We start from the raw sequence: 22,407 nt of genomic DNA on the forward strand, positions 1-22,407 counted from the left end.
TGATCAAGAAACTTGCAATGATGCTGATCGCGGCAAGCGTTGCGGCCGGCTCGAGCGCGCTGCTCGCCCAGAGCGTCTCTTCGTCCCTGCGCGGCTCTGCGCCGCTTAACGACGAAGGTCCTGCGCCGCCGATCCAGCCGATGAAGAACACCGCCGAGAGGGAGGTGCGAAACTATCCGGAGCAGCCGCCGGTGATTCCGCATGCCATCGACGGCTATCAGGTCGACATGCAGGGCAACAAATGCCTGTCCTGCCACGCCCGCGCGCGCACCGCGGAATCGAAGGCGCCGATGCTGTCGATCACCCATTTCATGGATCGTGACGGCCAGTTCCTGGCGTCGGTGTCGCCGCGCCGTTTCTTCTGCACCCAGTGCCACGTGCCGCAGAGCACAGCCAATCCGCCTGTCAGCAACGACTTCGTCGACATCGATACCATGCTGTCCCGCGCCAAGCCCGGTGGTGCGCGATGAGCAGCGCCGAAGCATCGGGCGGGCCCCAAGACCCCGCCAAAGACCCCGCCCCCGAAAAGCGGCTCGGCTTCGTGCGCCGCACCTGGCAGTTCGTGCTCGACCTGATCGACGTGCTGCTCAAGCCGAGCTCGGTGTTCGGGCTCGGCGTGCTGGTGCTCGCCGGCTTCGTCGCCGGCGTGATCTTCTGGGGCGGCTTCAACACCGCGCTGGAGATCACCAACACCGAGAAGTTCTGCACCGGCTGTCACGAAATGAAGGACAACGTGTTCGCCGAGCTGAAATCGACCGTGCACTTCTCGAACCGTTCCGGCGTCCGCGCGTCATGCCCGGACTGCCACGTGCCGCACAACTGGACCGACAAGATCGCGCGCAAGATGCAGGCCTCGAAGGAGGTCTGGGGCCATCTGTTCGGCTCGATCAACACCCGCGAGAAGTTCACCGATCGCAGGCTCGAGCTGGCGCTGCACGAATGGGCCCGCTTCAAGGCCAATGATTCGCTGGAATGCCGCAACTGCCACAGCGCGCAGTCGATGGACATCACCAAGCAGTCGCCGCGTGCCGTCGAGGCCCACCAGCGCTTCCTGTTCACCGGCGAAAAGACCTGCATCGACTGCCACAAGGGCATCGCGCACCACCTCCCCGACATGCGCGGCGTGCCGGGCTGGCAGTAGTCTTCTTGAGCGACCCGAGCAGCTGCCGCGACCGCGGTATGCTCCCCTCCCCCTTGCGGGGAGGGGTCGGGGGTGGGGGTCCACGCGGGCAGTGTCGCCCGGAGCCCCCCTCCCCAGCCCTCCCCAGCCCTCCCCCACAAGGGGGGAGGGAGCGCACCGCATGCGCCGCTCGCGCTCGGTGCCCCCTGAACGATCGATTGCCTTCAGCGCACAGCAGGCGGCAGCCCTGGCCCGCATCAACGCTTGATCTCCCGCCCGCAGCCCTTAGGTTCACGGAATGTCCCCGAGTCGCCGCGCGGCTCCATTCCTGTGAGCCATGACCACCTTCTCCCCGCATCAGGATTCCGCCCTCAAGGCCGTCGGCGACTGGCTGAAGGCCAAGCCGGGCAAGAATGCCACGCCGCAGGTGTTCCGCCTGTTCGGCTATGCCGGAACCGGCAAGACCACGCTCGCCCGCCATATTGCCGAGGACGTCGACGGCGAGGTCAAGTTCGCGGCCTTCACCGGCAAGGCGGCGCTGGTGATGCGCAGCAAGGGCTGCGACAACGCCTCGACCATCCACTCGCTGATCTATCGCGCGCAGGAGAGCGGCGAGGAGCAGCCGAACTTCGAATTGTGGGACGACGCGCCGGCCTCCAAGGCCAAGCTGATCATCATCGACGAATGCTCGATGGTCGACGCCGATCTCGGCCGCGACCTGCTGTCGTTCGACTGCCCGCTGCTGGTGCTCGGCGATCCCGCCCAGCTGCCGCCGGTCAAGGGCGGCGGCTTCTTCACCGAGAGCGAGCCCGACGTGATGCTGACCGAGGTGCATCGCCAGGCCAAGGACGATCCGATCGTGCGGATGTCGATGGACGTGCGCGAGGGCAACACGCTCGACATCGGCCGCTACGGCGAGAGCGAGGTGGTCGAGCGCCACGAGCTCGATCCGTCCCGCGTCATGGAGGCAGACCAGGTTCTCGTCGGCCGCAACGCCACCCGCCGCGCCTACAACAACCGCTTCCGGCAGCGCCTCGATATCGAAGACGCCCTGCCCGTCGCGGGCGACAAGCTGGTCTGCCTGCGCAACAACCGCAAGAAGGGACTGTTCAATGGCGGGCTGTGGCGGGTGAAGTCGCGCGCCACTTCCAAGTCCAAGATCGTGACCATGCGCGTTGCGCCCGACGAGGATCTGGGACGCAAGGTGACGAAAGTCTCGGTGCGCGGCGAATGCTTCGCCGGCGGCATCGAGGACATCCCGTGGGAGCAGCGCAAGCCCTATGACGAGTTCGACTACGGCTATGTGCTGACCGTGCACAAGTCGCAGGGCTCGCAATGGGACGACGTCGTGCTGTTCGACGAGAGCTTTGCCTTCCAGGAAAGCCGCGCCCGCTGGCTCTACACCGGCATCACCCGCGCCGCGAAGCGGCTGTCGATCGTGGTGTAACGCCGGCTTTACCGCGCGAGACGATTTTGCTCGCCTTGGTGGTACCCACCTGCGGCAGGTTGATCCACGTCAACCTGCCGCAGGGTCCTTGGCGGATAAAGATCGATTCACATCTCTGTTAAACCAGCAGCAGGCGGCGGGATCGCATGGCAAAGTCCAACACCACGAAAGGCAAGACCGCGAAAGGCAAGTCCACTAAAGACAAGTCGACGAAAGACAAGGCTTCCAACGGTCAGCGCACCAAGCGCGCGAGCGCCACGGCGCGTGTCGCGCGCCGGCAGTCCGCCGCCAAGCTCGATCCGATCGGGCAGTCGCTGGTGGACGAATCGATGCAGGCCGCGCAGATCACCGAGCTGTCGGCGTTCGAGACCGTGCTCAACGGTCCGCCGGCCCTCGACCCGAACTCCGCGCCGGTCAGGGCGATGCTGGACGGCGCCGCGCCGGACGATGCCAGGCTGATGAAGGCGCTGATCGAGGGCAAGGCCAAGCCCGACAAGCGTCACACCTCCGACGAGCTCGCCGAAGATTGGCGCCGCGGCGGCTACCCCTATAAATTCCGCATGTACCGCAAGGACTATGAGGAGCAGAAATTCATCCTGCAAACCGAGTTGCTGAAGCTGCAGAACTGGATGAAGGACGCACGCCAGCGCCTGGTGCTGCTGTTCGAAGGCCGCGACGCAGCCGGCAAGGGCGGCGCCATCAAGCGCTTCATGGAGCATCTCAATCCGCGCGGCGCCCGCGTGGTGGCCTTGGACAAGCCGAGCGACGTCGAGCGCGGCCAATGGTATTTCCAGCGCTATGTGGAGCATCTGCCGACCGCGGGCGAGATCGTGCTGTTCGACCGCTCCTGGTACAACCGCTCCGGCGTCGAGCGCGTGATGGGCTTCTGCTCGCAGGTCGAGTACGACGAGTTCCTGCGCCAGGTGCCGGAGTTCGAGCGCAATCTCGTGCGCAGCGGCATCCACCTCATCAAGTTCTGGTTCTCGGTCAGCCGCGACGAGCAGCGCCGCCGCTTCAAGGAGCGCGAGGCGCATCCGCTGAAGCAGTGGAAGCTGTCGCCGATCGACACCGCCTCGCTCGACAAATGGGACGACTACACCCGGGCCAAGGAGGCGATGTTCTTCTCCACCGACACCGCCGACTGCCCGTGGACCGTGATCAAGTCCGACGACAAGAAGCGCGCCCGCCTGAACGCGATGCGCTGCGTGCTGCACTCCCTGCCCTACGCCGGCAAGGACGTCTCGCGCATCGGCCATGTCGACGACCTCATCGTCGGCCGTGCCAGCGTCATCCACGAGCGCGAGGAGCATGCGAGCTGAAGGCCGCGCTCAGCGCCGATGACGCCGATGCGGCCTCTCGGGATCGGCCGGCGGCATCGCTGCATTTGCATTCGGAAAGGCCGACGCGCCACGGCGGGCCAGCTCAGCCTGCGCTGCCGGCGTCAGCGCACCGCCATTGAGCACATCGCGTTCGGGGTGCATGGCCTCATAGGCCGCCGGCTCGGAGAATTGCGCCGGGGCCGCGGTGGCCGCCAACGTCGACATCAGCAGAGCTGCCGGCAGGCTCCTCAATGCGATCATGATTGGTCTTCCCTGTTCCGCGCCAATTCGCGCAAGCGATGATGTAGGCAGGCGAAGGCGGCGCCCCAATCACGACTGCGCGAGCCGACGGCCGTTCATGATCGCGCCCCTCTCTCAGACGCAGCGCGGCAGTCGCTGCCCGAGCAGCCGATCATAGGGTGCCTTCCAGCCGGGCAACGCGGCGATACGCTGCAGCGCGCGGCTGGACGCGATGCGCTGCGTGCTGCACTCCCTGTCTATGCCGGCAAGGACGTCTCGCGCATCGGCCACGTCGACGACCTCATCGCCGGCCGAGCCAGCGTCATCCACGAGCGCGAGAAGCATGCGAGCTGAGGCGAAGTTCGTAGGGTGGGCAAAGGCGCGCCGCGCTCTGCCTTCACGCGAGATCGCAGCGGCGCCGTGCCCACCATCCTGCTGATGAGTTCGCGGAACGACGGTGGGCACGCTGCCGCCTTGCGGCGGCTGCTTTGCCCACCCTACGACCGGCGCGAAAACGCCGACAGTCCGGCGTACGACCACAATCCGATGCGTCATCAGCGCCGCGGCAGCCGGTCGTACGGCCGTGGATCGGCGGACGGCGGATAAACCGGCGCGGCGCCATAGGCCCGCACCAGTCCCATGCGTCCTGCCGGCGTCAACTCGCCGCCGTTCAGCACGTCGCGGTTAGGATACATGGCCTGAAATGCCCCGGGCTCCTGCTGGCCCCAGAACCAGCCTTGAGCTGACGCAGGCGCAGCCGCTATCGCCGACAGCAGCAGTGCTGCCGTCAAGGTCTTCCAAGATGTCATGATTGTTCTCCGATCTCTGCGCTGCGGAGATCGCGTATTCATTGGAGGGTGCTCTCGCCGGGGATCATTCCCGTCAGAGGCGCGATCGCCTCATCGCTCGTGGGGTGAGATAGGAAATGGCCTGTCGAAATTCCACGCATTGGCATCACGACCGCGCGACCGGTACGCAACCATTCGATGCATGACGAAGCGTTGATGTCCGGATGTCCGCGATTGCCTGAACAGCGCCTCCTTCGGCCTGGCGGGCGCAGAGGGAGCGTCCGAGAGAACCTCGGGATGTGTGAACTGGCTCATCTTTTGAGCGATTCCTTCGTGATAATAATCCACTGGTTGAATCACCAAAGTCTTCCGATGGAGGTCAATTTGAGACAAAAGCTCATTGCATTGGCCGCGCTGGCATTGCTGCCAGTCGGCCTCGCCCATGCTCAGCAGGCGGACGCGCCGGCCGGGCCCACCGTCAACGGCCGGCAGTTCACGCCGCCTTATTACGTCTTCAGCCCGGACATTCCGGCCGACATCGTGACCCAGAATGTCGGCGCCATCGGCCTGCAGGTCTATGTCGACAACATGGCCTGGGACTCCTTCGTCGCGCTGAACTGGCCGGCGCCGAACCCCATCGTCGAGCGCGGCGTCCCCGACCGCGAGAACGTCATCGGCGGCTTCACCTACACGACCGAGGGCGGCAAGAAGACCATGCCGACCGGCCCGGTGGTGTGGGAGACCTACAAGGATTCCGACGACATCTATCTCGATCCGCCGGTCAAGCCCGCGCCCTTCGATGCCGCCGAGCGGATCCCGCCGCAATGCCTGATCCAGGCCAAGGAGAATCCGGCCGCGGCGCGCCGCACCCTGGTCCGCACCGCAAAGATCAGCGACGTGCTGATCGGCGGCGACAAGCAGTCCGACGGCAACCGCCTCGTCGACCAGAACGGGCAGAACGTCTGGTACGAGGTCAAGCTCAACCGCGTCTATTACGACTACGTCGTCACCAACAAGTTCTACGACAGCCGCAATCAGAGCGGCGCCAAGATCGCCTTTCCGGCGTCCTCCAACACCACGGACCGCTCCGCCACGGTCAAGGTCAAGGCCGCGTGGAAGGTGCTGGGCGGATCGGGCAGCCGCCAGCCCGACGACGCCACCCGCTTCTACACGACGGACGCGCTGGTGTTCGATCCCGCGACCAAGCGCTGCGAAGCCAGGAAGCTCGGCCTCGTCGGCCTTCATGTCGTGATCAAGACCGACCAGCTGCCGCAATGGCTGTGGGCGACGTTCGAGCAGGTCGACAACGCGCCGACCCAGGGGCAGACGATTCCGACCGGCGCCAAGTACAATTTCTTCAATCCGAGCTGCACCGGCTGCAAGGTCAATCAGCCGCCGGCCACGGGATCGAACACGCCGACCCAGGTGATGCGCGTGATCCCGCTCGATGACGTCGCGGCGTCGAAGAGCACGATCTACCAGACCGCGCTGAAGACGCTGCGGCCGGACAATGTCTGGCAGTACTACCGGCTGGTCAATGCGCAATGGGCCGGCAAGGGTGTGCCGATCGGCACGCCGACCCAGCCGCCCTTCCTCGCCAACACGACGCTCGAAACCTACATGCAGAGCCCGCAGCAGCCGAACGGCTGCATCAACTGCCACGGCAAGTTCGCAGGCAGCAAGGACCTGGACTTCCAGCTGTTCGACGCCTACCCGCGCAAGTCGAAACAGCTGCTCGACCTGTTCCGCGTTCCCGGCGCAACGGCGATGAAGCCGTAACGGCGTGATCCGCGACGGAGGACCGGGCTGACGGCGCCGGCCCTTTGTTGCATTCCTGCACCCACCCTTAAAGCGCGCGCGGGAGGGCACCTGTCGTGCCCGGCACAGACGACAAGCCGCTCGGCATCGGCGAGGCGCACAAGCTGCGGCGGAGTTCATGGCGACGGCCCGGCGCTACGCGGTGCTGGCCGGCGACGAGCGCTTGCCTTGGGGCGAGCGATACGAGGCCGCTGTCCTGGGCGATGAGGCTTTGGACGACGCAAGGCTCAGGGATGAGTTGATTAGGGGAGTCTGATCCCGCGCTTGGGTTTTTACGCCCAGCGCAGGAACGGCCCTTGCCGAGGCTTGTTGTGCTTCTCGAGATTCACAGTCAGGATACATTGACGCCAGCGGCCTTAACCGCTGGCGTCAACCTCGGGTGATCGGACTAAGTCAAATCTGGCGAGAGGGACCCACCTTCACCAGCCAGACGATGACTGCAATCGCGATCACTACCGCGGCACCGGTACCGGCAACACCGGTACCGGTGACGCTGATAGGGCCCAGCGTGAACCCAACGCTTGCCAATTCCACGAATACCACCTCCTTTCAAAGGTTCAGCACTGCACGCGGCGAGATCCGATCAAGCAAAAGCGTTGAACAACGAATCGTTGTACATGATCCCTTTCCACGTAGGTTCCGCCGCACTGCTGCAACGGGCCGAGATCTAAGTACGTTCCTACTGAACTCGAACCGACTCAGAGTGAAGCGCGCTAGCCCCCATTGAGCACCGTCTTGGCCCCTTTTCGCAACGCGAATTGCTGCCCGCCAAGTAGTCCCTTGCGTTAAAGTTTGGCGCCTCACCTATCGAGGTTTCTCAGCAGTCTGCGACTTGAAGGCGCCACGTTTGGCTTCCGAAATTGCCGTATCTTCAGTCACTTGGAGTGGTGAGCATAGAATCTCCAACCGTTCGTGACGTGTGCTGGACGAAGCTGACCATTCGTACGGTTCAGAAAAATAGGGCGGGGGCGTAGGTGCTCGGATGGTTTCGACAATGAAATCTTCATGGAAGAGTTCGCCACCAAAGGCTTCGAGCCGCTTGTAGCACCACGGCCTCATCAGGCAGGAACTGCGCAGACGTGGGATGAGTATCTCTCGTCGAGCATCAGGCTAAGCGCACTGCAAAACCCAAATAGAATTTTGCCAGCATAGCGAGGCACCCCGCATTTTCCGGGCGCAGCGGACGCGGTCAGCGACGCGCGAGGGCTGGTTCTCACTTCTTGCAGATCAGCTTGTAGATCTAGTCTCCTCTGAGTGTTTGAGGGGCCTTCAGGCGTCCGCGTTACGCTGACTATGCTCAAGACCGATGACCGTGTGTCGTTCGAGCTCAACCAATCCAAGAACGGTAAGGGCTCCGGCACCAAGGCGGTCGACAACGCGATCGGCGCCAAATCGCGGAATACATCTCGCCGAGGCAGCGAAGGCATCGAAAGCGCCGTGTATGGCGGAAAGCCAAGCACTACGTCGGCTGCAATCTCAAGCGACAGACCGACGGTCGGCTGATACTCTGCGCTGACAACACCCGCGTGCTCCGCGCGATCGATCCGTCAAAGTTCGCCATCTTAGACTTCCGACGCCTACGGCTCGCCGTGGGTCCAAGCCGTCATCCTGGCTGATCGGCGCCGCGTCGCGCCGGGTGAGAACATCGGCCTCGTGCTGATCGAAGGAGCGAGCCTCTCCTACAAAGCGAACGTCGTCCCGCACGCGATCGCAATCCTGACCGGGATTCGCACCGGCACGGTCGGACTTGCGACGAAGCGAGATGCCATCATCGCCCCGTCACACGTACCGCTTCAGGCGCGCGCCCGGCAGCAGATCGTAGGGCGCGCGCCAGCCCGGCAGCGCCGCGATGCGCTGCATCCAGGCACCAACCGGTGGAAAGCGGCTCGCGAGATCGTAGCCGCTCTCCTCGACCGGAAACATCAGATAGCCGCACATCGAAATGTCGGCGATGGTCGGCCGTTCACCCAGGATGAACGGTCGCTGGGTCACCTCGCCTGAGAGGATCGACAGGAAATCATCGATCCGCTTGCGCAGGAAGGTCTGCACCTTCTCGTCGGACGACGGCGTGAAGGCACGGCGATAACGATAGGTCGCCATGTAGCCCGAGAGCTTCTGGTTGTCCCAGAACAGCCAGCGCAGCATTTCGAAACGCTCCTGCTCGTCGCCTGGGCCGAACCGGCGATAGCGCTCCGCCAGCCGCAGCAGGATCGGCGCCGTTTGAGTAAGGCGGACGCCGTCCTCCTCCAGCACCGGAATTTCACCCATCGGATTGACAGTGGCGCGCCACTCCGCCGTGAAGGTGATGCCGCCGCCGAAATCGGTCCACACCGGATCGAAGTCTTGGCCGCACAGCGCAAGCATCAGGGCCAGCTTGTAGCTGTTTCCGGACTCCGGGAAGTAATGCAGGCGATAGGTCGTCATCTCAGCGATCACTCCGCGAACGCCGCCCAGTTAAGCGACTTCGGAACATCGGACCATTCAGAATCCGGCCCGGCGCCTTCAGCTTTTTGCAAGGCGACTTCTTATGGCCGGACTCGCGGCTCGCCGGCACAGGCCGCGGCCTCCGCGAACAGCCAGTCGCGGAAAGGCGCAAACCCGCGCCCGGACTTTGCAGCATCGCTGCGATAGACGAGATGAAACTGCCGCGGCAGCCGCACAGTGTTCGGATAGAGCGGCACGAGCCGCCCGCTCGCGATGAACGGCCGGACCACCGGGTCGAGCCCAAGCGCGATCCCCATGCCGGCGGCCGCCGCTTCGTAGACGACCTGCAGATTGTCGAAAGCAAGACAGTCGCGCGGCGTCTCGTCGAGGCCGACGGCGGCGAACCACTCCCGCCAGAACTCGATCTGGTGGGTGGTGCCGATCAGTTTCTGTTGCAGGAGCGCGCGCGGCTCGCGACATCGTCCCGCCTTGGCGAGATATTGCGGGCTCGCCACCGGCACGGCATGCACGGCGAGCAGCGGCTCACAATCGAGCCCCGGCCATGGCCCGCAGCCCAGACGAATAGCGCAGTCGATCCGAGGCGTTGCGGTGAGATCCTCGATGTCCGCCGAGGTCTCGACCGCAATCTCAACGGCCTTGTGCTGCACGTGAAAGTCCTGCAGGCGCGGGATCAACCAGTTGGCGGCGAATGTCGGCATGACGCTGACGGTGAGGACGTTGCGCCGGCCGCGCGTCCGCACGACCTCGGTCGCCTGCGCCATGCTCTCCCAGGCCGGATCGAGCGCGGCAAAATAGTCGCGCCCTGTCTCGGTGAGAGTGACCCCGCGAGGCTGCCGCTCGAAGAGGCGCGTGCCGAACTCGGCTTCCAGCAACTGGATACGCCGGCTCAGCGCCGGCACCGTCAGGCCGAGCCGCAGTGCCGCCTGCGCCAGGCTCCCGACCCGCGCCACCGCCACGAACGCTTCGATGTTCTTCAGAGGAAGTCGCCGCATGAGACGAAGTGTACGGCCTCTGCGACAGAAGATCGAGCGGCCAAGCGAACCGAGGTGAGGTATGATCGCGACCGGTCTGAAGTCGCCTGCCGCCAAACCCGGTGCTGCCCGTCCACTTCAAAGTCCACTTCAAGATGTCTCTGTCGCACCGCCGCTGCCGACGGGCAAATCACGCGAAAACGCTGTCAAGCACTTCCGAAAAACATAAATCGCTTCCGATTTTCAAAAATCGAGGTTATTCTCCGCCCGTTTCGTCGCTCGGTGGGGACGTATCGCGATCGTCACGGGCGTTGCGGCGGAATGCGATGGACGCGGCGTGTCGCAGCGGGTCTCGTGCCTGCGGACGAACGGCACGCGCGGACGGTGAAATCGTGTGGTCCTGGCCTCCCGACGCTGAGGCCAAGCGGGCGGTGATGATCCGCCGGCGACGGGGGCAAACAAGCCGGTCCCCGGGGAGATCACGTATAAGCCGTAAACTGTCGCGCAGGGAGGGCCGGGTCGTCCGGCTGAACCTGTGGTTCCTGCCCCGTGCATTTTGTTCGCACGGGGGCCACGGGCCTCAGTCGAGGTCCGGCCTTCCCTGCGCCCTCCGCCATTTCGGAGGGACAACGATCGAGCATCACTCGGGCCGTCATGCCGCGAGAACGATTGGTTGTGCCTGAGGTCGCACAACAGCATTCGGTCCCGACGCGCCGTGCGCCAGCCCAGCCCGTTCACGCAGTCGTGTGACGCCTCTCGTAACGTCGGCGGGCAAGCGACGTATCTTGCGACAGAGGCCGGACCGGGCCAATCTTTACGGCCGGCGAGACGAGACAAGTCACCCCAGCGAGGATCCCAAGATGCGCCTCACCCGCTCTCATTTCCTGAAAACAGCCGTGCTCGGCGCCATCGCGGCCGCCGGCATCGTGGCCTGGCAGCCGCTGCACGCCGCCGAGGAAGCGGTCGTGATCCCGCCCCCGGCCCAGGACCAGCCGGCGAGCGACGGTCTGGAAACCGCCGTCGTGGCCGGCGGCTGCTTCTGGGGCGTCCAGGGCGTCTATCAGCACACGGCAGGCGTGGTCAGCGCCGTCTCAGGGTATGCCGGCGGCACCAAGGCCACGGCCGACTACCGCACGGTGTCGAGCGGCAGCACGGGCCACGCGGAATCGGTCCAGGTGAAGTTCGACCCGAAGAAGGTGTCCTACGGCAAGATCCTGCAGATCTTCTTTTCCGTGGTGCACGACCCGACCCAGCTGAACCGCCAGGGCCCGGACAGCGGAACGCAATATCGCTCGGCGATCTTCACGACGTCGGAGGCGCAGAAGAAGGTAGCCGAGGCCTATGTCGCCCAGCTCGACAAGGCCAAGGTGTTCGGCAAGCCGATCGTCACCAAGATCGGTAAGCTCGAGGCGTTCTACCCGGCCGAGGCCTATCACCAGGACTACCTGACGCTGCACCCGAGCCAGCCCTATATTGCCTATAACGATCTGCCGAAGATCGAAAATTTGAAGAAGATCTTCGCCGAGAATTACATCGAGAAGCCGACGCTGGTCAGCGACGCCAAGGTGACGAACTGAAGCGGCGGGCTGCGGCCGGCTGACGCAAACGACAGGGCGGACCAGACGGGTCCGCCGGAGGAGTTGACATGAGCGACACCAAGACGAGCGACAAGGTCGTCAAGACCGAGGCGGAGTGGCGCCGCGAGCTGACGCCGATGCAATATGCCGTGCTGCGCGAGAAGGCGACCGAGCGCCCCTTCTCGGGCGAGTACGAGCATGAGCATCGCGCCGGCACCTATGCCTGCGCCGGCTGCGGCCAGACCTTGTTCGAGTCCGACGCCAAGTTCGATTCCGGCTGTGGCTGGCCGAGCTTCACCCAGCCGGCGGCGGAGAGCCACGTCGATGAGGAGACCGACGTCAGCCACGGCATGGTCCGTACCGAGGTGCTGTGCTCGAAATGCTCCGGCCATCTGGGTCACGTGTTTCCCGATGGACCGGGGCCGACCGGCCTGCGCTACTGCATCAACTCGGCGGCGCTGAAGCTCAAGCCGCGCTGATCCGTCTGCGGCGAATGCCGCCGGTGCCCGGCCCGTCTTTTGGACGGTACCGGGACGCCGGCGGGCGACCGCAGGAGGCCACAGGGGGTCCAAAAACTTCGGCGCAGGGCGAGATTTTCGCTCTGCTGTTGGGGCTCCTCTGCATTCACAAGTTGCAGACTAATTAAGTTACTGAAAAATCTGGATATTTCATTCGACCCTGCAGCAGGCAAGATTTACGATGTGACCGGGCAGGATTCGCATTTCTGCCAAATCAGCCTATATTAGGGGGCGTAACTGACATGCAGGGCCGGGCCGCCTGGAGCGGCTTCAACCGCCCTCCACCCGCAATCGCTGGCGTCATTGCCAAGCTTGATCGTTCGAAAGCTCGCGTCAGCGCTTTAAGCCGACAAGAAGAGGTCTCAGACCATGCGTCCACTGCGTCCGTTCAACTTCAACACCTCTGCCGAACTGTTTCCCGCCGCCATTCGCAAGAAGAAGCGGGCGGGCTTTGCGTATCGGCGGTTCGGCACCGCGGCCGAAGCCGTGCGCTTCGCCATGGAGGAGTTGCCGTCGGATTCGCTGAATGGCGCCTATCTGCAGGTCGAGGAGGCCAGGTTCGACCAGAACGGCATCCGTACCCTGTACGAGAGCGAAGCGTTTCCGCTACCGCGGCGGGCCGTCGAAGACAAGGCGCCCGACGCGGATGCGGCCTGACGCCGGCCAGACCATCAGACGACACCCTGCCCCGCCTCGTGCGGGGCAGTTTTTTTCTGGGGACCTCTTTGCCGGCTTTTTCGCCTCTTCACCGCGGCTGGGTGTCGAGCCAGCGCCGCAGGATCTTGGCGTTGCGCATGTTGGCGCGGAACAGCACGTCGAACGCGTCGCCCGCGACCGGCACCATGCCGATCACGCCCTCGACGGCGACGTTGCCGAGCATGCGGGTGATGACGTGCCAGGGCGCCCCCAGCGCGCGGGCCTCGCGCACCAGCCACAGCGACAGCGCGGTGGCGATGAGGTCGCCGACCACCGGGATCAGGCCGATAATCCCGTCGATGCCGTAACGGATATTGGTGCCCGGCAGCACGAAGGCGACATCGAGCAGCTTGGCCACCGCCTCGAGCCTGGTGATGCGCTGCTCGCGGGTCAGATTGCCGAACGGATTGGCGGTCTGGAAGTCGAACCGGATGCCGCCAGGACCCTCGAAGGCGCCATTGAACGCGCCTTGAAAAGATCCTTGAAAAGGCCCCTGCGGGACCTCCCGTCCGTCCTGGTCGATGACGGGTCCGCGCACTTCATTGGCGTTGAAACGCGCCTGCGAAGCACGTCCGGAGGCGCGGCGGGGGGAAGTGGACATCTGGTCTTGCATACCCATGACATGGCAACGCGCGAGCCCGGGCACAAGTTGCGTCGAACTGCCGCCAGGTCCCGCCTATCGCCCCCGCGCGCCGGTCGGGGTCAGCCCGAAGCGGCGCCGGAAGCAGCGGTTGAAATAGGACAGGTCGTTGAAGCCGCAGGCGAAGGCGATGTCGCTGATCCGGCGGACATCGCCGGCCAGCAGGTCCATGGCCTTGCGCAGGCGCAGCTCGTTCAGGCGGGCCGAGAAGCCGGCGCCCGCCTCATGCAGCAGGTCATTGACGTAGCGCTCGGACAGGCCGGCTGCGGCGGCGAGCTTCTGCGCGGAAAAATCCGGCTCGGCGAAGCGGCTGTTCAGAATCGCGAGCACGCCGCTCAGGCGAACACTGCGCAAGCCGCCGCGCCGGGCCTTCAGCATCACGTCACCGCGCACGCCCAGGCCGAGCGCAACCAGGTCGAGCAGATGCTGCGCGATCGCGGGGCCCGCCTGGTCTGCTGCGGTGGGGCGGCCGAGCAGCAGCTCGCTGTAGTCCATGGCGAGCGAGAGCGCGCCTCCAGGCTCCAATTCCCGCCCAACGAGATCGTCGACGGCGGGCACCATCGACCGCAGCGTCACCATCGGCAGATGCACGTTGACGAAGCGCTTGTGGCTCGCGCCATCGGCGCTGAAGAACGGCTCGTCGAGCTTGAGCAGCACCATGGCGCCGGGCCGCAGCGAGAACTCGCGTCCGCGATGAACGACCATCGCCTCGCGGCTGCCGGCGTTGCGCGCCAGGCAATAGCGGTCGTCGTTGGTGGCGAGCACCTGGCGTCGCTCTCGTCGCACGCGCGTGAAGGTGCCGTCGCAGCGGCCGAGCAGCGTGGTGCCGATATGGATCGCGTTCATTGCAGCGCGAAAGGGCACGTCGTCGGCCGGGTCGAGATCGCCGGTGTTGGAAAAGTGCTCGAACAATTCCGCAAAGCACAAATAGCGCTGCCTGTCGTCGAGCCCTTGCGGCAGCATGTCGGTCGACAGCGCTTTCCTGACGATGGTCATCGAAATCGAATCCGAGGCAAAGAAAATAAGCTGGAGGCAACAAGATCAATGTGGCAGCCGCAGGATGAACGGCCGCTGAAATCTCCACAAGCCTTCAGGAATGGATCGGGAGTGCCGACCAGTCCAAATCGCGAGCCGGTTCGTGCCGATTAGTCCAAGACAGCGGCAAAGGGTTCAACTAGCGATGCGGAGGGACGCACGCCCGATAGGCCGTGCGGGCCTCAACCGTTCAAGTCGACAGCATGAGCGCAAGGAGAGAATGAAATGAAGTTGTCTTCCGCTGCCCGCAGGCTCGGCCTCGGCGCCGCCCTCACGGCCGGCATCGGTATCGGCTACGCTCTCGGTGCGCAGCCGCACATGACCGCAACCGTCACCATGCTGCAGTCCGCGCGCGCCGAACTCGCCCAGGCGACGCCGAACAAGGGCGGGCATCGCGAGCGCGCGCTGGCGCTGATCGATCAGGCCATCGGCGAGGTGCGTGCCGGCATCGCCTTCGCGGCCGGCGGCTAGCCATTCACCATCCACACGACGGAGATCGACGATGCGAACCATCACTCTCGGCACAATCCTCCTGGGGGCGCTGACCGTCAGCGCATCGGCGCTGCCGCTGGCTGCGATCAAAACCGGATCGGAGCCTGTCGTCATCCAGGTCGCCGGCGGCTGCGGTCCGGGCTGGCATCGCGGCCCGTATGGCGGGTGCCTGCGCAACTATGCCTATCCGGCAGCCCACGCCTGCCCGCGCGGCTTTCACATCGGCCCCGGCGGCCGCTGCCGCGGCAATGGGAGGTAGGCCGGTCGGGCCATGCGATCGCGCTACGCAGTCGGCGGCTCAGTAGCGACCGCCGGCTGCGGCTCCTCGACGAATTTGTGCACCAGCCATGACGACACCGTCGCCGGGATGAAGCCGACCAGCCCGTACAGGATCCACTGCCCGATCCCATACTCGGAGCCATGTGAGGCGTAGTTGAAGGCCGCGAGCAGGAACGCGATCGCTCCCACCAGCAGCATCCGCACGAAGGGCGTGATGCGCCTGACATGGAACAGGATGTCGTCGATCGCGCACATCATCAGCGCCGGCAGGAAGCCGAACAGATAGCTGTATTGCAGCGAGGTGATGAAGACCTTGAACAGCTTGGCGACTTCACCCGGATTGGTATTGGTCCAGTAGCCGGACAAGTAGGTGGTCACCAGGAGCAGCGCGAAGCCGCCCAGGGCCGGGCCCACGGCAACGAAGATCAGGTATCGCTTCATGCCAACCTCCCGCCGCGCCGATCCGTCGATCGCGCAAAGCTCGTGCCGATGCCTCAGTCACCCCACAGCGCGAAGGCGTCGTTGAAGGCGCGCTCACCAGGGGCCCCCTTCTCGATCGCGATGATCGCCCGCCGCTGATTGGTATAGACCAGCGGCACGTCGAACCAGGAGCGCTCCTTCAGGAGCTGCACGTTGCGGGTCCGGTCGGCGTCGACGTTGGATAGGCCGACCAGGAAGAAGCCGTCGGTGACCTTGACCGCGAGGCCGGCCAGCGGCGTTCCGCGCGACTGTTCGTTGGACTTCATCAGGATGCCCGGCACGTTGCCGACCCCGCCGCCCGTAAAATCCTGCGGCAGGATGAACGTGAGCTCGGCGGTATGGCTCGCCGGCAGCGACGTGTCCGTGTTGCGGCGGAACGACATCGTCATCTTGAACTTGCGGTCGGGGATCTCGATGTCGGCACGCACGGCAATGTCGGCCTTCTGCGTGCCCGTCGCCTTGATCTGCTCGGTCCGCCAGACCACCGAGCCGATATATTGCTTGCCCTTGGGATCGGCGGGATCCTCGTCATACAGCACGACGCGCTGCGCGACCGGCGCGATCTGGTCCGAGGACGGCGACTGACCGACCCGGTCGGTGATCTTCGGCTTGCTCAGCGGCGCGCCATTGTCCTTCGGCGCCTCGACCGTCGAGGTCGACTTGAACAGGCCGGTGACGGCGCCGACGAGCGGCCGGCCCCACAGGATACCGGCGCCGATCAGGATCAGCACGATACCGGCGGCGATGGCGGCCTTGAACGGGAAGGTCGAGCCACTGCGCTCCGGCTTCTTCTTGACCTCGCGCTCCGCGGTGCCGCGCTGGCGGGTCGAGGTGGCCGGCAGCGCGTAGCGCTCGGCCTCCTGGACCGACTCGTCATAGGAGTATGGCGCCTCGGGCAGCGGCGGCCGGTCATCATCGTCGTCCTCGAGCCGGTCGAGGTCGGTGGCCGGGACGTTGGCGTAGGTCTTGCGCGCAGCCCGGTTGGCCTGGGCGGTGGCCTTGCCGAGATCATCGACGTCGGCGGTGATATCGCGGAAGCCGCGCATGGCGGGCGGCGTTGCCGGACTGCCGTTGTCCTGGGCACCGCGGCGGGCGGCGGCCGGACGCTCGCGCGGCGCAGGCGCCGCCCCATCCTGCGGGGGTGTTTGCGGCGGCTGGGGCCGCGGCGGCACAGCTGGTGCAGCAGCGGCAGGGGTCGGCGCATCCGGTCGCGCATTGCGCGCTGGACGCAGCTCGGCCGTCTCGCCACCGAGCGGCGGGCGCTCGGCCCGGGCAGCAGCCGGCGCCGCCGGCCTTGGCCGGGAGGCGGCAGTCGCGGCCTGGTCGGGCGCGGGAGCGGGAGCGGGCTGGGCCGCAGGGGAGGCCGGAGCAGCCGGAGCATCCGGACTGCGCGCGCCGGCCCGCCGCAGGGCGTCGCCCGGACGGGCGGCGCCGCTGGATGCCCGCTGCGCCTCGCGGGCACGCTGGGCCGCTTCCGCCTCGACCTTGCGAACGGCTTCCTCGAGCGACAGCCGCTCGCGCGTGATCTCGGACTCGCTGAGCGGCGGCTGGACGCTGCGCAACTGTGCGATCAACGCCGCCCGCGCCCGCTCGTAAAGCGCACGCCGGCTTTCCCCGGGAGCGTTGGGGTCCAATCCGGCAATGGCACGGGCTATCAGCGGGTAGTAGTCGGCCATATCAACTCAATTCGCGCGCTTTGCTGTCGGGTCCCGTCACGCCTCGAAGGGATTCTGGACCAGAATAGTATCCTCGCGTTCGGGGCTGGTGGAAAGCAGCGCAATCGGGCAACCCACCAGTTCCTCGATGCGCCGGACGTATTTGATGGCCTGTGCCGGCAGGTCGGCCCAGGAGCGCGCGTTCGCCGTCGGCTGCTTCCAGCCTTCGATGGTCTCATAGATCGGTTCGACCCGGGCCTGCGCGCCCTCACCTGCCGGGAAATGATCGATCTCCTTGCCGTCCAGCCTGTAGCCGGTGCAGACGTCGATGGTGTCGAACCCATCGAGAATGTCCAGCTTGGTCAGCGCAAGACCGTTAATGCCGCAGGTCCGGACCGCTTGGCGAACCAGGACCGCATCGAACCAGCCGCAACGACGCGGCCGGCCGGTGTTCGTTCCGAACTCGCGGCCCCGCTCGCCGATCTTGCGCCCGGTCTCGTTGTCCTGCTCGGTCGGAAATGGCCCCTGCCCGACCCGGGTCGTGTAGGCCTTGCACAGGCCAAGCACATAACCGATCGCGCCCGGTCCCAGGCCCGCACCCGTGGCCGCCTGGGCCGCGACCGTATTGGACGAGGTCACGTAGGGATAGGTGCCGTGGTCGACGTCGAGCAGCGCGCCCTGGGCACCCTCGAACAGCATGCGCTTGCCTTCGCGGCGCTTGATGTCAAGCAGCCGCCACACCGTCTCGGCATAGGGCAGCAGCTTCGGCGCGAACGCGGTCAGCTCGCTCAGAATGACCTTGCCGTCGATCTGCTCCAGTCCGAGGCCACGGCGCAACGCGTTGTGGTGGGCGAGCAGGCGATCGATCTTGTGCGGCAGCGTGTCGAGATCGGCGAGGTCCATCAGCCGGATCGCGCGCCTGCCGACCTTGTCCTCATAGGCCGGGCCGATGCCGCGGCGTGTGGTGCCGATCGCAGTCGCCGCGCTGGCGGATTCACGCAGCGAGTCGAGCTCACGGTGCAGCGGCAGGATCAGGGTGACGTTCTCGGCGACGCGCAGATTGTCGGGGCTGATGGCGACGCCCTGCGACTGCAGCTTGCCGACCTCGTCGAGGAAGGCCTGCGGATCGAACACGACGCCATTGCCGATCACCGACAACTTGCCGGTGCGCAGCACGCCGGACGGCAGCAGCGCGAGCTTGTAGGTCGCGCCGTTGATGACGAGGGTATGGCCGGCATTGTGGCCGCCCTGGAAGCGCACGACGATGTCGGCCTGCTCCGACAGCCAGTCGACGATCTTGCCCTTCCCCTCGTCACCCCATTGGGCGCCGACGACGACGACGTTAGCCATTCGCAGCTCTTTCCTCTGCCTTGATCCAAAACAGCACGATCAGCTCGGACGATATCGCTTCCGATGAGGGGCCCGTCTGGCCAACCATGCGCCCAGCCCAAATCGCGGCCGGGACCGCTCGCTTGCGAGGCGACCCACCGGATAAAGGAAGCCGCCGGGCTAGGCAAGCGAGAACGGGCCGTCGGAGCACACAAGAGCGCCACCAAGCCTTTGATAAGCCCCAAAATTTCTTGCCGCCCCGGCTGCGGATCGGGCGACCCGGCCGTACGCTTCTGGCGTCGCATTGATCCGGGCAGTTCCATTCAGCACCCGAACGGCGGCGAATCTACGATCGAACCGGCGCGCTCTCAGCTCTGGATGCGGCCGTCGACAACCTCGATGATGCGATCACAGCGCCGGGCCAGATCAAGGTTGTGGGTGACGAGCAGAAAGCTCGTGCCGACCTCCCGGTTGACCTGGCGCATCAGGTCAAAGACGGCCTCGGCCGACCTGGTGTCGAGATTGCCGGTCGGCTCGTCGGCGAGCACCAGATCGGGGTTCATCGCCAGCGCCCGCGCCACCGCGACGCGCTGCTGCTGGCCGCCCGACATGTTGCTCGCGAGGTGGTCCGCGAATTTCGCCAGGCCGACCTGGTCGAGCAGCCTCGAAGCCTGAGCCTCGATCTCGGGGCCCGGAAAGCCGCGGTCGACCAGCAGCGGCATCATCACGTTCTCCCTGGCCGTGAAGGCGGAGATCAGGAGATGAGACTGGAAGATGAACCCGATCGTGTGGCCACGCAAATGCGTGAGCTCCGTGTCGCTGAGCGATGCAGTATCCTGGCCCTTGATCGTCAACCTCCCGGAGGTCGGCCGGTCGAGCAGACCTACGATGTTGAGCAAGGTGCTCTTGCCGGAGCCGGACGGGCCGATCAGCGCGACGAACTCGCCACGGTCGACCTCGAGATCAATGTCGTGCAGCACCTCGCTCTCGGTCGGAAGACCGACATTGTAGGCCTTGCAGACCTTCTCCAGACGCAGGATCGCCTCAGCCACGGATCGCCACCACCGGATCGAGCTTGGCCGCGCGCAGCGCCGGCGCGGTCGCCGCGAGCAGCCCTGTCACCGTCGCGAGCAGCGCCGTGATCACGAACAGCCGACGCTCGAGGATCAATGGAAACAGCTCCGAGCCATCGGCCTGGCGCTGGACCGCGTGCCAATAGATCAGCGCACCCGCGCCCATCGCCGCACCGAACAGCGAGCCGATGAAGCCGAGCAACCCGCCCTGCAGCAGGAACACGCGTAGGATCTGGCCACGCGAGGTGCCCATCGCCCTGAGGATGCCGATCTCCTTGGAGCGCTGAATCACCGAGACGATCAGCACGGCGGCGATGCCGAACGCGACCGAGAGCGCGACGAACACCCGGATCAGCGTATTCGAGGTCTCCTGCGCGCGCACCGCAGTGAAGAACTGCGCATTGGTCTTGATCCAGCTGTCGGCCTTGACGCGATTGGCGGCCTGGATGCGCTGGGCGATGTCTTCAGCGGCATAGATGTCCTGCACGGTGATGTCGATCGTGGTGACGCCGCCGACCATGCCGAGCAGCGACTGCGCCGTGCGCAGCGCGACATAGGCCGCGCGCTGATTGACGCCCTTGCTGCCGAGGTCGACGAGGCCCGTCACGATCAGCACGCGATTGGCGCCGGAGGCGGCCTGGACGTTGAGCTTGTCGCCGACGATGGCGCCGAGATCCCGGGCGAGCTCGGTGCCGATGATGATGTCCTCGCTGGTCAGGCGCGGCTCGCCGGCGACGACGTAGTCCGGCACGCGCACGATCTTGAAATAGCTCTCGGGCTCGATGCCGGACAGCGTCACGGCCCGGCTGGCGTCGCCGCGAATGGCGAGGGCCGAGCCGGAGATGGTCGGCGACACCGCCGTGATCTCCGGCATCGCCAGCATCTGATTGCGGATCTTCGGCCACTGATCGATCGAGATCACGCGCTGGCTCGGACGCTGCACGATCGCGTCCTCGATCACGCCGTTGCCGTTACGCAGCGGACGCGCGACCTGATCCGGCGTCAGCAGCTGAATCTGCGGCTGCGACGTCAGCACACGCTTGATGAAGTTGGCCTCGAGGCCCGCCAGCATCGCCGACATGAACACGATGACGCCGACGCCGATCGCAATGCCGCTGATGATGAACAATGTCTGCAGCCGACCCTCGCGCAGGAAGCGCACAGCCGCGATCCACTCGAACGGCAGCCAGCGATTCACGGCAGCACCGGACGGAAGCGCTGGCCGGTCACGACGCCCGAACTCGCAGGCACGGCGACATCGCCCGCGCCCAGCCCATCGACGATCTCGATATGGCTGTTGCCACGGATGCCGACGCGCACCGGCAGCTTGACGGCACGGCCATCCTTCACGCCGAGCACCCACGGCTGCCCCGAGGTAATATCGTGAACCGAGCGCACCGGCAGCTCCAGCGTATCCTTGCGGGAGGCAACCTCGATGTCGACCGACACCGTCATGTCCTGGCGCAGATAGTCTGGCGGGTCCTTGACGGTCAGCTTGACCTGCACCGAGGCGCGGGAAATATCGATGCCCGGGTTGATGTAGCTGACGACGGCAGGAAAGCGTCTGTCCGGATAGGCGTCGGCCGACGCCAGCGCCGTCTGCCCCAGCGCAAGCTTGCCGAGATTGCGCTCGTCGATCTGCAGCACGAGCTGGACATCGCCGGCGGGAGCCAGCACCAGCAGCGCCTTGCCCGCCTGTGCGACGGTGCCGCGTTCGACATTGCGCGTGATCAGCACGCCGTCGCGCGGCGCCGAGATCGTCGCATAGCCGAGACGGGATTGCGCGGTGTCGAGATTGGCGCGCGCCTGGTTGAGCTGCGTCTCCGCCATGACGTAGTCGCTGCCGCCCGGGCTCGCGGTGAAGACCTGGAATTCGGCCGCACGCTTCTGGGCGAGCGCCACGTCGAGCGTCTTCTGCGCCTCGTCGAGCGCGGCCCGCGTCGCGTAGCCATTGCTGGTGAGTTGCGAGGTGCGATCATAGGTCTGCTGCGCATTGAGCAACGTCGCCTGCGCCTGGCGCAGCGCTTCCTTCGCCGAGGGCAAGGTCAGCTCGTCAAGCTGGCGCATCCGCGCCTCGGCCTGCGCCACCTGGCCTTGGGCCTGCACCACCGCAGCCTTCAGCTCGCGCGACTCCAGCGAGATCAGCGGCTGGCCCTTGCTGACGCGCTGGCCTTCCAGCACCAGCACATCCTCGACGGTGCCGGTGATCTGGCTGCCGATCTCGACGCGGAACGGCGTCTCGACATGGCCGCTGGCGACCACGGTTTCGACCAGATCGCCGCGCCGGACCTGATCGACCGCGATCGCCGGGCCGAGCACGGCGCGGACGCTTTGCCAGCCGCCAAGGCCGAGCAGCACGATGATGGCGAGCGCGAACCAGCGATGCGCCCAGACCGTCGCCAGGACGGTCGGACCAACGGCGGCTTTCGTGGGGGATGGGAGAGCTGCGGCTTGATCGGCCATGGTCTTGAACACAAACCCGTCA

At 65.7% G+C, this 22,407-nt stretch carries 23 protein-coding genes and 1 pseudogene; 12 read left to right on the forward strand and 12 right to left on the reverse strand.

Going from position 1 to position 22,407, the window contains the following annotated elements; translation table 11 throughout:
• The first annotated feature begins 17 nt into the window (after window positions 1-17).
• From S58_RS29835 to ppk2, 4 genes are all read left to right on the forward strand, one after another.
• Window positions 18-470: a nitrate reductase cytochrome c-type subunit gene (locus S58_RS29835; RefSeq protein WP_377812020.1), complete on the forward strand. Its 453-nt coding sequence runs from the start codon at window positions 18-20 to the stop codon at window positions 468-470.
• Window positions 467-1,141: a NapC/NirT family cytochrome c gene (locus S58_RS29840; protein WP_015669151.1), complete on the forward strand. Its 675-nt coding sequence runs from the start codon at window positions 467-469 to the stop codon at window positions 1,139-1,141. The genes S58_RS29835 and S58_RS29840 overlap by 4 nt, the downstream gene beginning before the upstream one ends.
• 316 nt (window positions 1,142-1,457) lie before the next feature.
• Window positions 1,458-2,567, forward strand: coding sequence for an ATP-dependent DNA helicase (locus S58_RS29845; RefSeq protein ID WP_015669152.1), 1,110 nt, complete (start codon window positions 1,458-1,460; stop codon window positions 2,565-2,567).
• Window positions 2,568-2,713: 146 nt separating this feature from the next.
• Window positions 2,714-3,886, forward strand: a complete 1,173-nt coding sequence (ppk2, locus tag S58_RS29850; protein WP_015669153.1) for a polyphosphate kinase 2 — start codon at window positions 2,714-2,716, stop codon at window positions 3,884-3,886.
• A 9-nt stretch (window positions 3,887-3,895) separates the two neighbouring features.
• Here the strand turns inward: ppk2 and S58_RS29855 are convergent, their stop codons facing one another.
• Window positions 3,896-4,147 (reverse strand): hypothetical protein, encoded by a 252-nt coding sequence (locus S58_RS29855; protein ID WP_015669154.1) that lies wholly within the window; start codon window positions 4,145-4,147, stop codon window positions 3,896-3,898.
• Window positions 4,148-4,343: 196 nt separating this feature from the next.
• On the opposite strand from S58_RS29855, the pseudogene S58_RS39220 reads away from it, so the two are divergent.
• A pseudogene (locus S58_RS39220) lies at window positions 4,344-4,480 on the forward strand (polyphosphate kinase 2); the annotation flags it as partial.
• Window positions 4,481-4,680: 200 nt separating this feature from the next.
• On the opposite strand, the gene S58_RS29865 reads toward S58_RS39220, so the two are convergent.
• The gene (locus S58_RS29865) at window positions 4,681-4,935 is read right to left on the reverse strand and encodes a hypothetical protein (RefSeq protein ID WP_015669156.1); all 255 of its coding nucleotides are present in this window, start codon (window positions 4,933-4,935) and stop codon (window positions 4,681-4,683) included.
• Window positions 4,936-5,298: 363 nt separating this feature from the next.
• On the opposite strand from S58_RS29865, the gene S58_RS29870 reads away from it, so the two are divergent.
• Window positions 5,299-6,693 (forward strand): hypothetical protein, encoded by a 1,395-nt coding sequence (locus S58_RS29870; protein ID WP_015669157.1) that lies wholly within the window; start codon window positions 5,299-5,301, stop codon window positions 6,691-6,693.
• 1,332 nt (window positions 6,694-8,025) lie between these two features.
• The gene (locus S58_RS29875) at window positions 8,026-8,235 is read left to right on the forward strand and encodes a hypothetical protein (RefSeq protein ID WP_015669160.1); all 210 of its coding nucleotides are present in this window, start codon (window positions 8,026-8,028) and stop codon (window positions 8,233-8,235) included.
• Between the two features lie 276 nt (window positions 8,236-8,511).
• Here S58_RS29875 and S58_RS29880 read toward each other — a convergent pair whose 3' ends face one another.
• Window positions 8,512-9,156 (reverse strand): glutathione S-transferase family protein, encoded by a 645-nt coding sequence (locus S58_RS29880; protein WP_042340308.1) that lies wholly within the window; start codon window positions 9,154-9,156, stop codon window positions 8,512-8,514.
• 101 nt (window positions 9,157-9,257) lie between these two features.
• Complete coding sequence (locus S58_RS29885; RefSeq protein ID WP_042340309.1) at window positions 9,258-10,169, reverse strand: LysR substrate-binding domain-containing protein; 912 nt, start codon at window positions 10,167-10,169, stop codon at window positions 9,258-9,260.
• A gap of 839 nt (window positions 10,170-11,008) precedes the next feature.
• On the opposite strand from S58_RS29885, the gene msrA reads away from it, so the two are divergent.
• The 3 genes from msrA (at window position 11,009) to S58_RS29900 (ending at window position 12,900) form a co-directional block, all read left to right on the forward strand.
• A complete protein-coding gene (gene msrA, locus S58_RS29890) occupies window positions 11,009-11,725 on the forward strand; it encodes a peptide-methionine (S)-S-oxide reductase MsrA (RefSeq protein WP_015669163.1) in 717 nt (238 codons plus the stop codon).
• A gap of 68 nt (window positions 11,726-11,793) precedes the next feature.
• On the forward strand, window positions 11,794-12,204 hold the full coding sequence (msrB, locus tag S58_RS29895) for a peptide-methionine (R)-S-oxide reductase MsrB (protein ID WP_015669164.1): 411 nt from the start codon (window positions 11,794-11,796) through the stop codon (window positions 12,202-12,204).
• 408 nt (window positions 12,205-12,612) lie between these two features.
• The gene (locus S58_RS29900) at window positions 12,613-12,900 is read left to right on the forward strand and encodes a hypothetical protein (RefSeq protein ID WP_015669165.1); all 288 of its coding nucleotides are present in this window, start codon (window positions 12,613-12,615) and stop codon (window positions 12,898-12,900) included.
• 88 nt (window positions 12,901-12,988) lie between these two features.
• On the opposite strand, the gene S58_RS29905 is transcribed toward S58_RS29900, so the two are convergent.
• Together S58_RS29905 and S58_RS29910 are read right to left on the reverse strand one after the other, a co-directional pair.
• Window positions 12,989-13,552 (reverse strand): DUF4112 domain-containing protein, encoded by a 564-nt coding sequence (locus tag S58_RS29905; RefSeq protein ID WP_042340310.1) that lies wholly within the window; start codon window positions 13,550-13,552, stop codon window positions 12,989-12,991.
• A gap of 63 nt (window positions 13,553-13,615) precedes the next feature.
• Window positions 13,616-14,575 carry a helix-turn-helix transcriptional regulator gene (locus S58_RS29910; protein ID WP_015669167.1) on the reverse strand — a complete coding sequence of 320 codons (960 nt, stop codon included), beginning with the start codon at window positions 14,573-14,575 and terminating at the stop codon, window positions 13,616-13,618.
• Between the two features lie 264 nt (window positions 14,576-14,839).
• On the opposite strand from S58_RS29910, the gene S58_RS29915 reads away from it, so the two are divergent.
• Window positions 14,840-15,085, forward strand: a complete 246-nt coding sequence (locus tag S58_RS29915; protein ID WP_015669168.1) for a hypothetical protein — start codon at window positions 14,840-14,842, stop codon at window positions 15,083-15,085.
• Between the two features lie 31 nt (window positions 15,086-15,116).
• A complete protein-coding gene (locus S58_RS29920; RefSeq protein ID WP_015669169.1) occupies window positions 15,117-15,365 on the forward strand; it encodes a GCG_CRPN prefix-to-repeats domain-containing protein in 249 nt (82 codons plus the stop codon).
• A 23-nt stretch (window positions 15,366-15,388) separates the two neighbouring features.
• Here the strand turns inward: S58_RS29920 and S58_RS29925 are convergent, their stop codons facing one another.
• From S58_RS29925 to S58_RS29950, 6 genes are all read right to left on the reverse strand, one after another.
• A complete protein-coding gene (locus S58_RS29925) occupies window positions 15,389-15,826 on the reverse strand; it encodes a DUF5413 family protein (RefSeq protein WP_015669170.1) in 438 nt (145 codons plus the stop codon).
• A gap of 53 nt (window positions 15,827-15,879) precedes the next feature.
• Window positions 15,880-17,541: a hypothetical protein gene (locus S58_RS29930; protein ID WP_015669171.1), complete on the reverse strand. Its 1,662-nt coding sequence runs from the start codon at window positions 17,539-17,541 to the stop codon at window positions 15,880-15,882.
• Between the two features lie 36 nt (window positions 17,542-17,577).
• Window positions 17,578-18,870, reverse strand: a complete 1,293-nt coding sequence (locus S58_RS29935) for an adenylosuccinate synthase (protein WP_015669172.1) — start codon at window positions 18,868-18,870, stop codon at window positions 17,578-17,580.
• Between the two features lie 347 nt (window positions 18,871-19,217).
• Window positions 19,218-19,901: an ABC transporter ATP-binding protein gene (locus S58_RS29940; protein ID WP_015669173.1), complete on the reverse strand. Its 684-nt coding sequence runs from the start codon at window positions 19,899-19,901 to the stop codon at window positions 19,218-19,220.
• Window positions 19,894-21,120, reverse strand: coding sequence for an ABC transporter permease (locus tag S58_RS29945; RefSeq protein ID WP_015669174.1), 1,227 nt, complete (start codon window positions 21,118-21,120; stop codon window positions 19,894-19,896). The genes S58_RS29940 and S58_RS29945 overlap by 8 nt, the downstream gene beginning before the upstream one ends.
• Window positions 21,117-22,385 (reverse strand): efflux RND transporter periplasmic adaptor subunit, encoded by a 1,269-nt coding sequence (locus tag S58_RS29950; RefSeq protein ID WP_042341020.1) that lies wholly within the window; start codon window positions 22,383-22,385, stop codon window positions 21,117-21,119. The genes S58_RS29945 and S58_RS29950 overlap by 4 nt, the downstream gene beginning before the upstream one ends.
• Between the last annotated feature and the right edge of the window lie 22 nt (window positions 22,386-22,407).

Origin of the sequence: Bradyrhizobium oligotrophicum S58 (assembly GCF_000344805.1) — a bacterium.
GTDB classification, from domain to species: Bacteria; Pseudomonadota; Alphaproteobacteria; order Rhizobiales; family Xanthobacteraceae; genus Bradyrhizobium; species Bradyrhizobium oligotrophicum.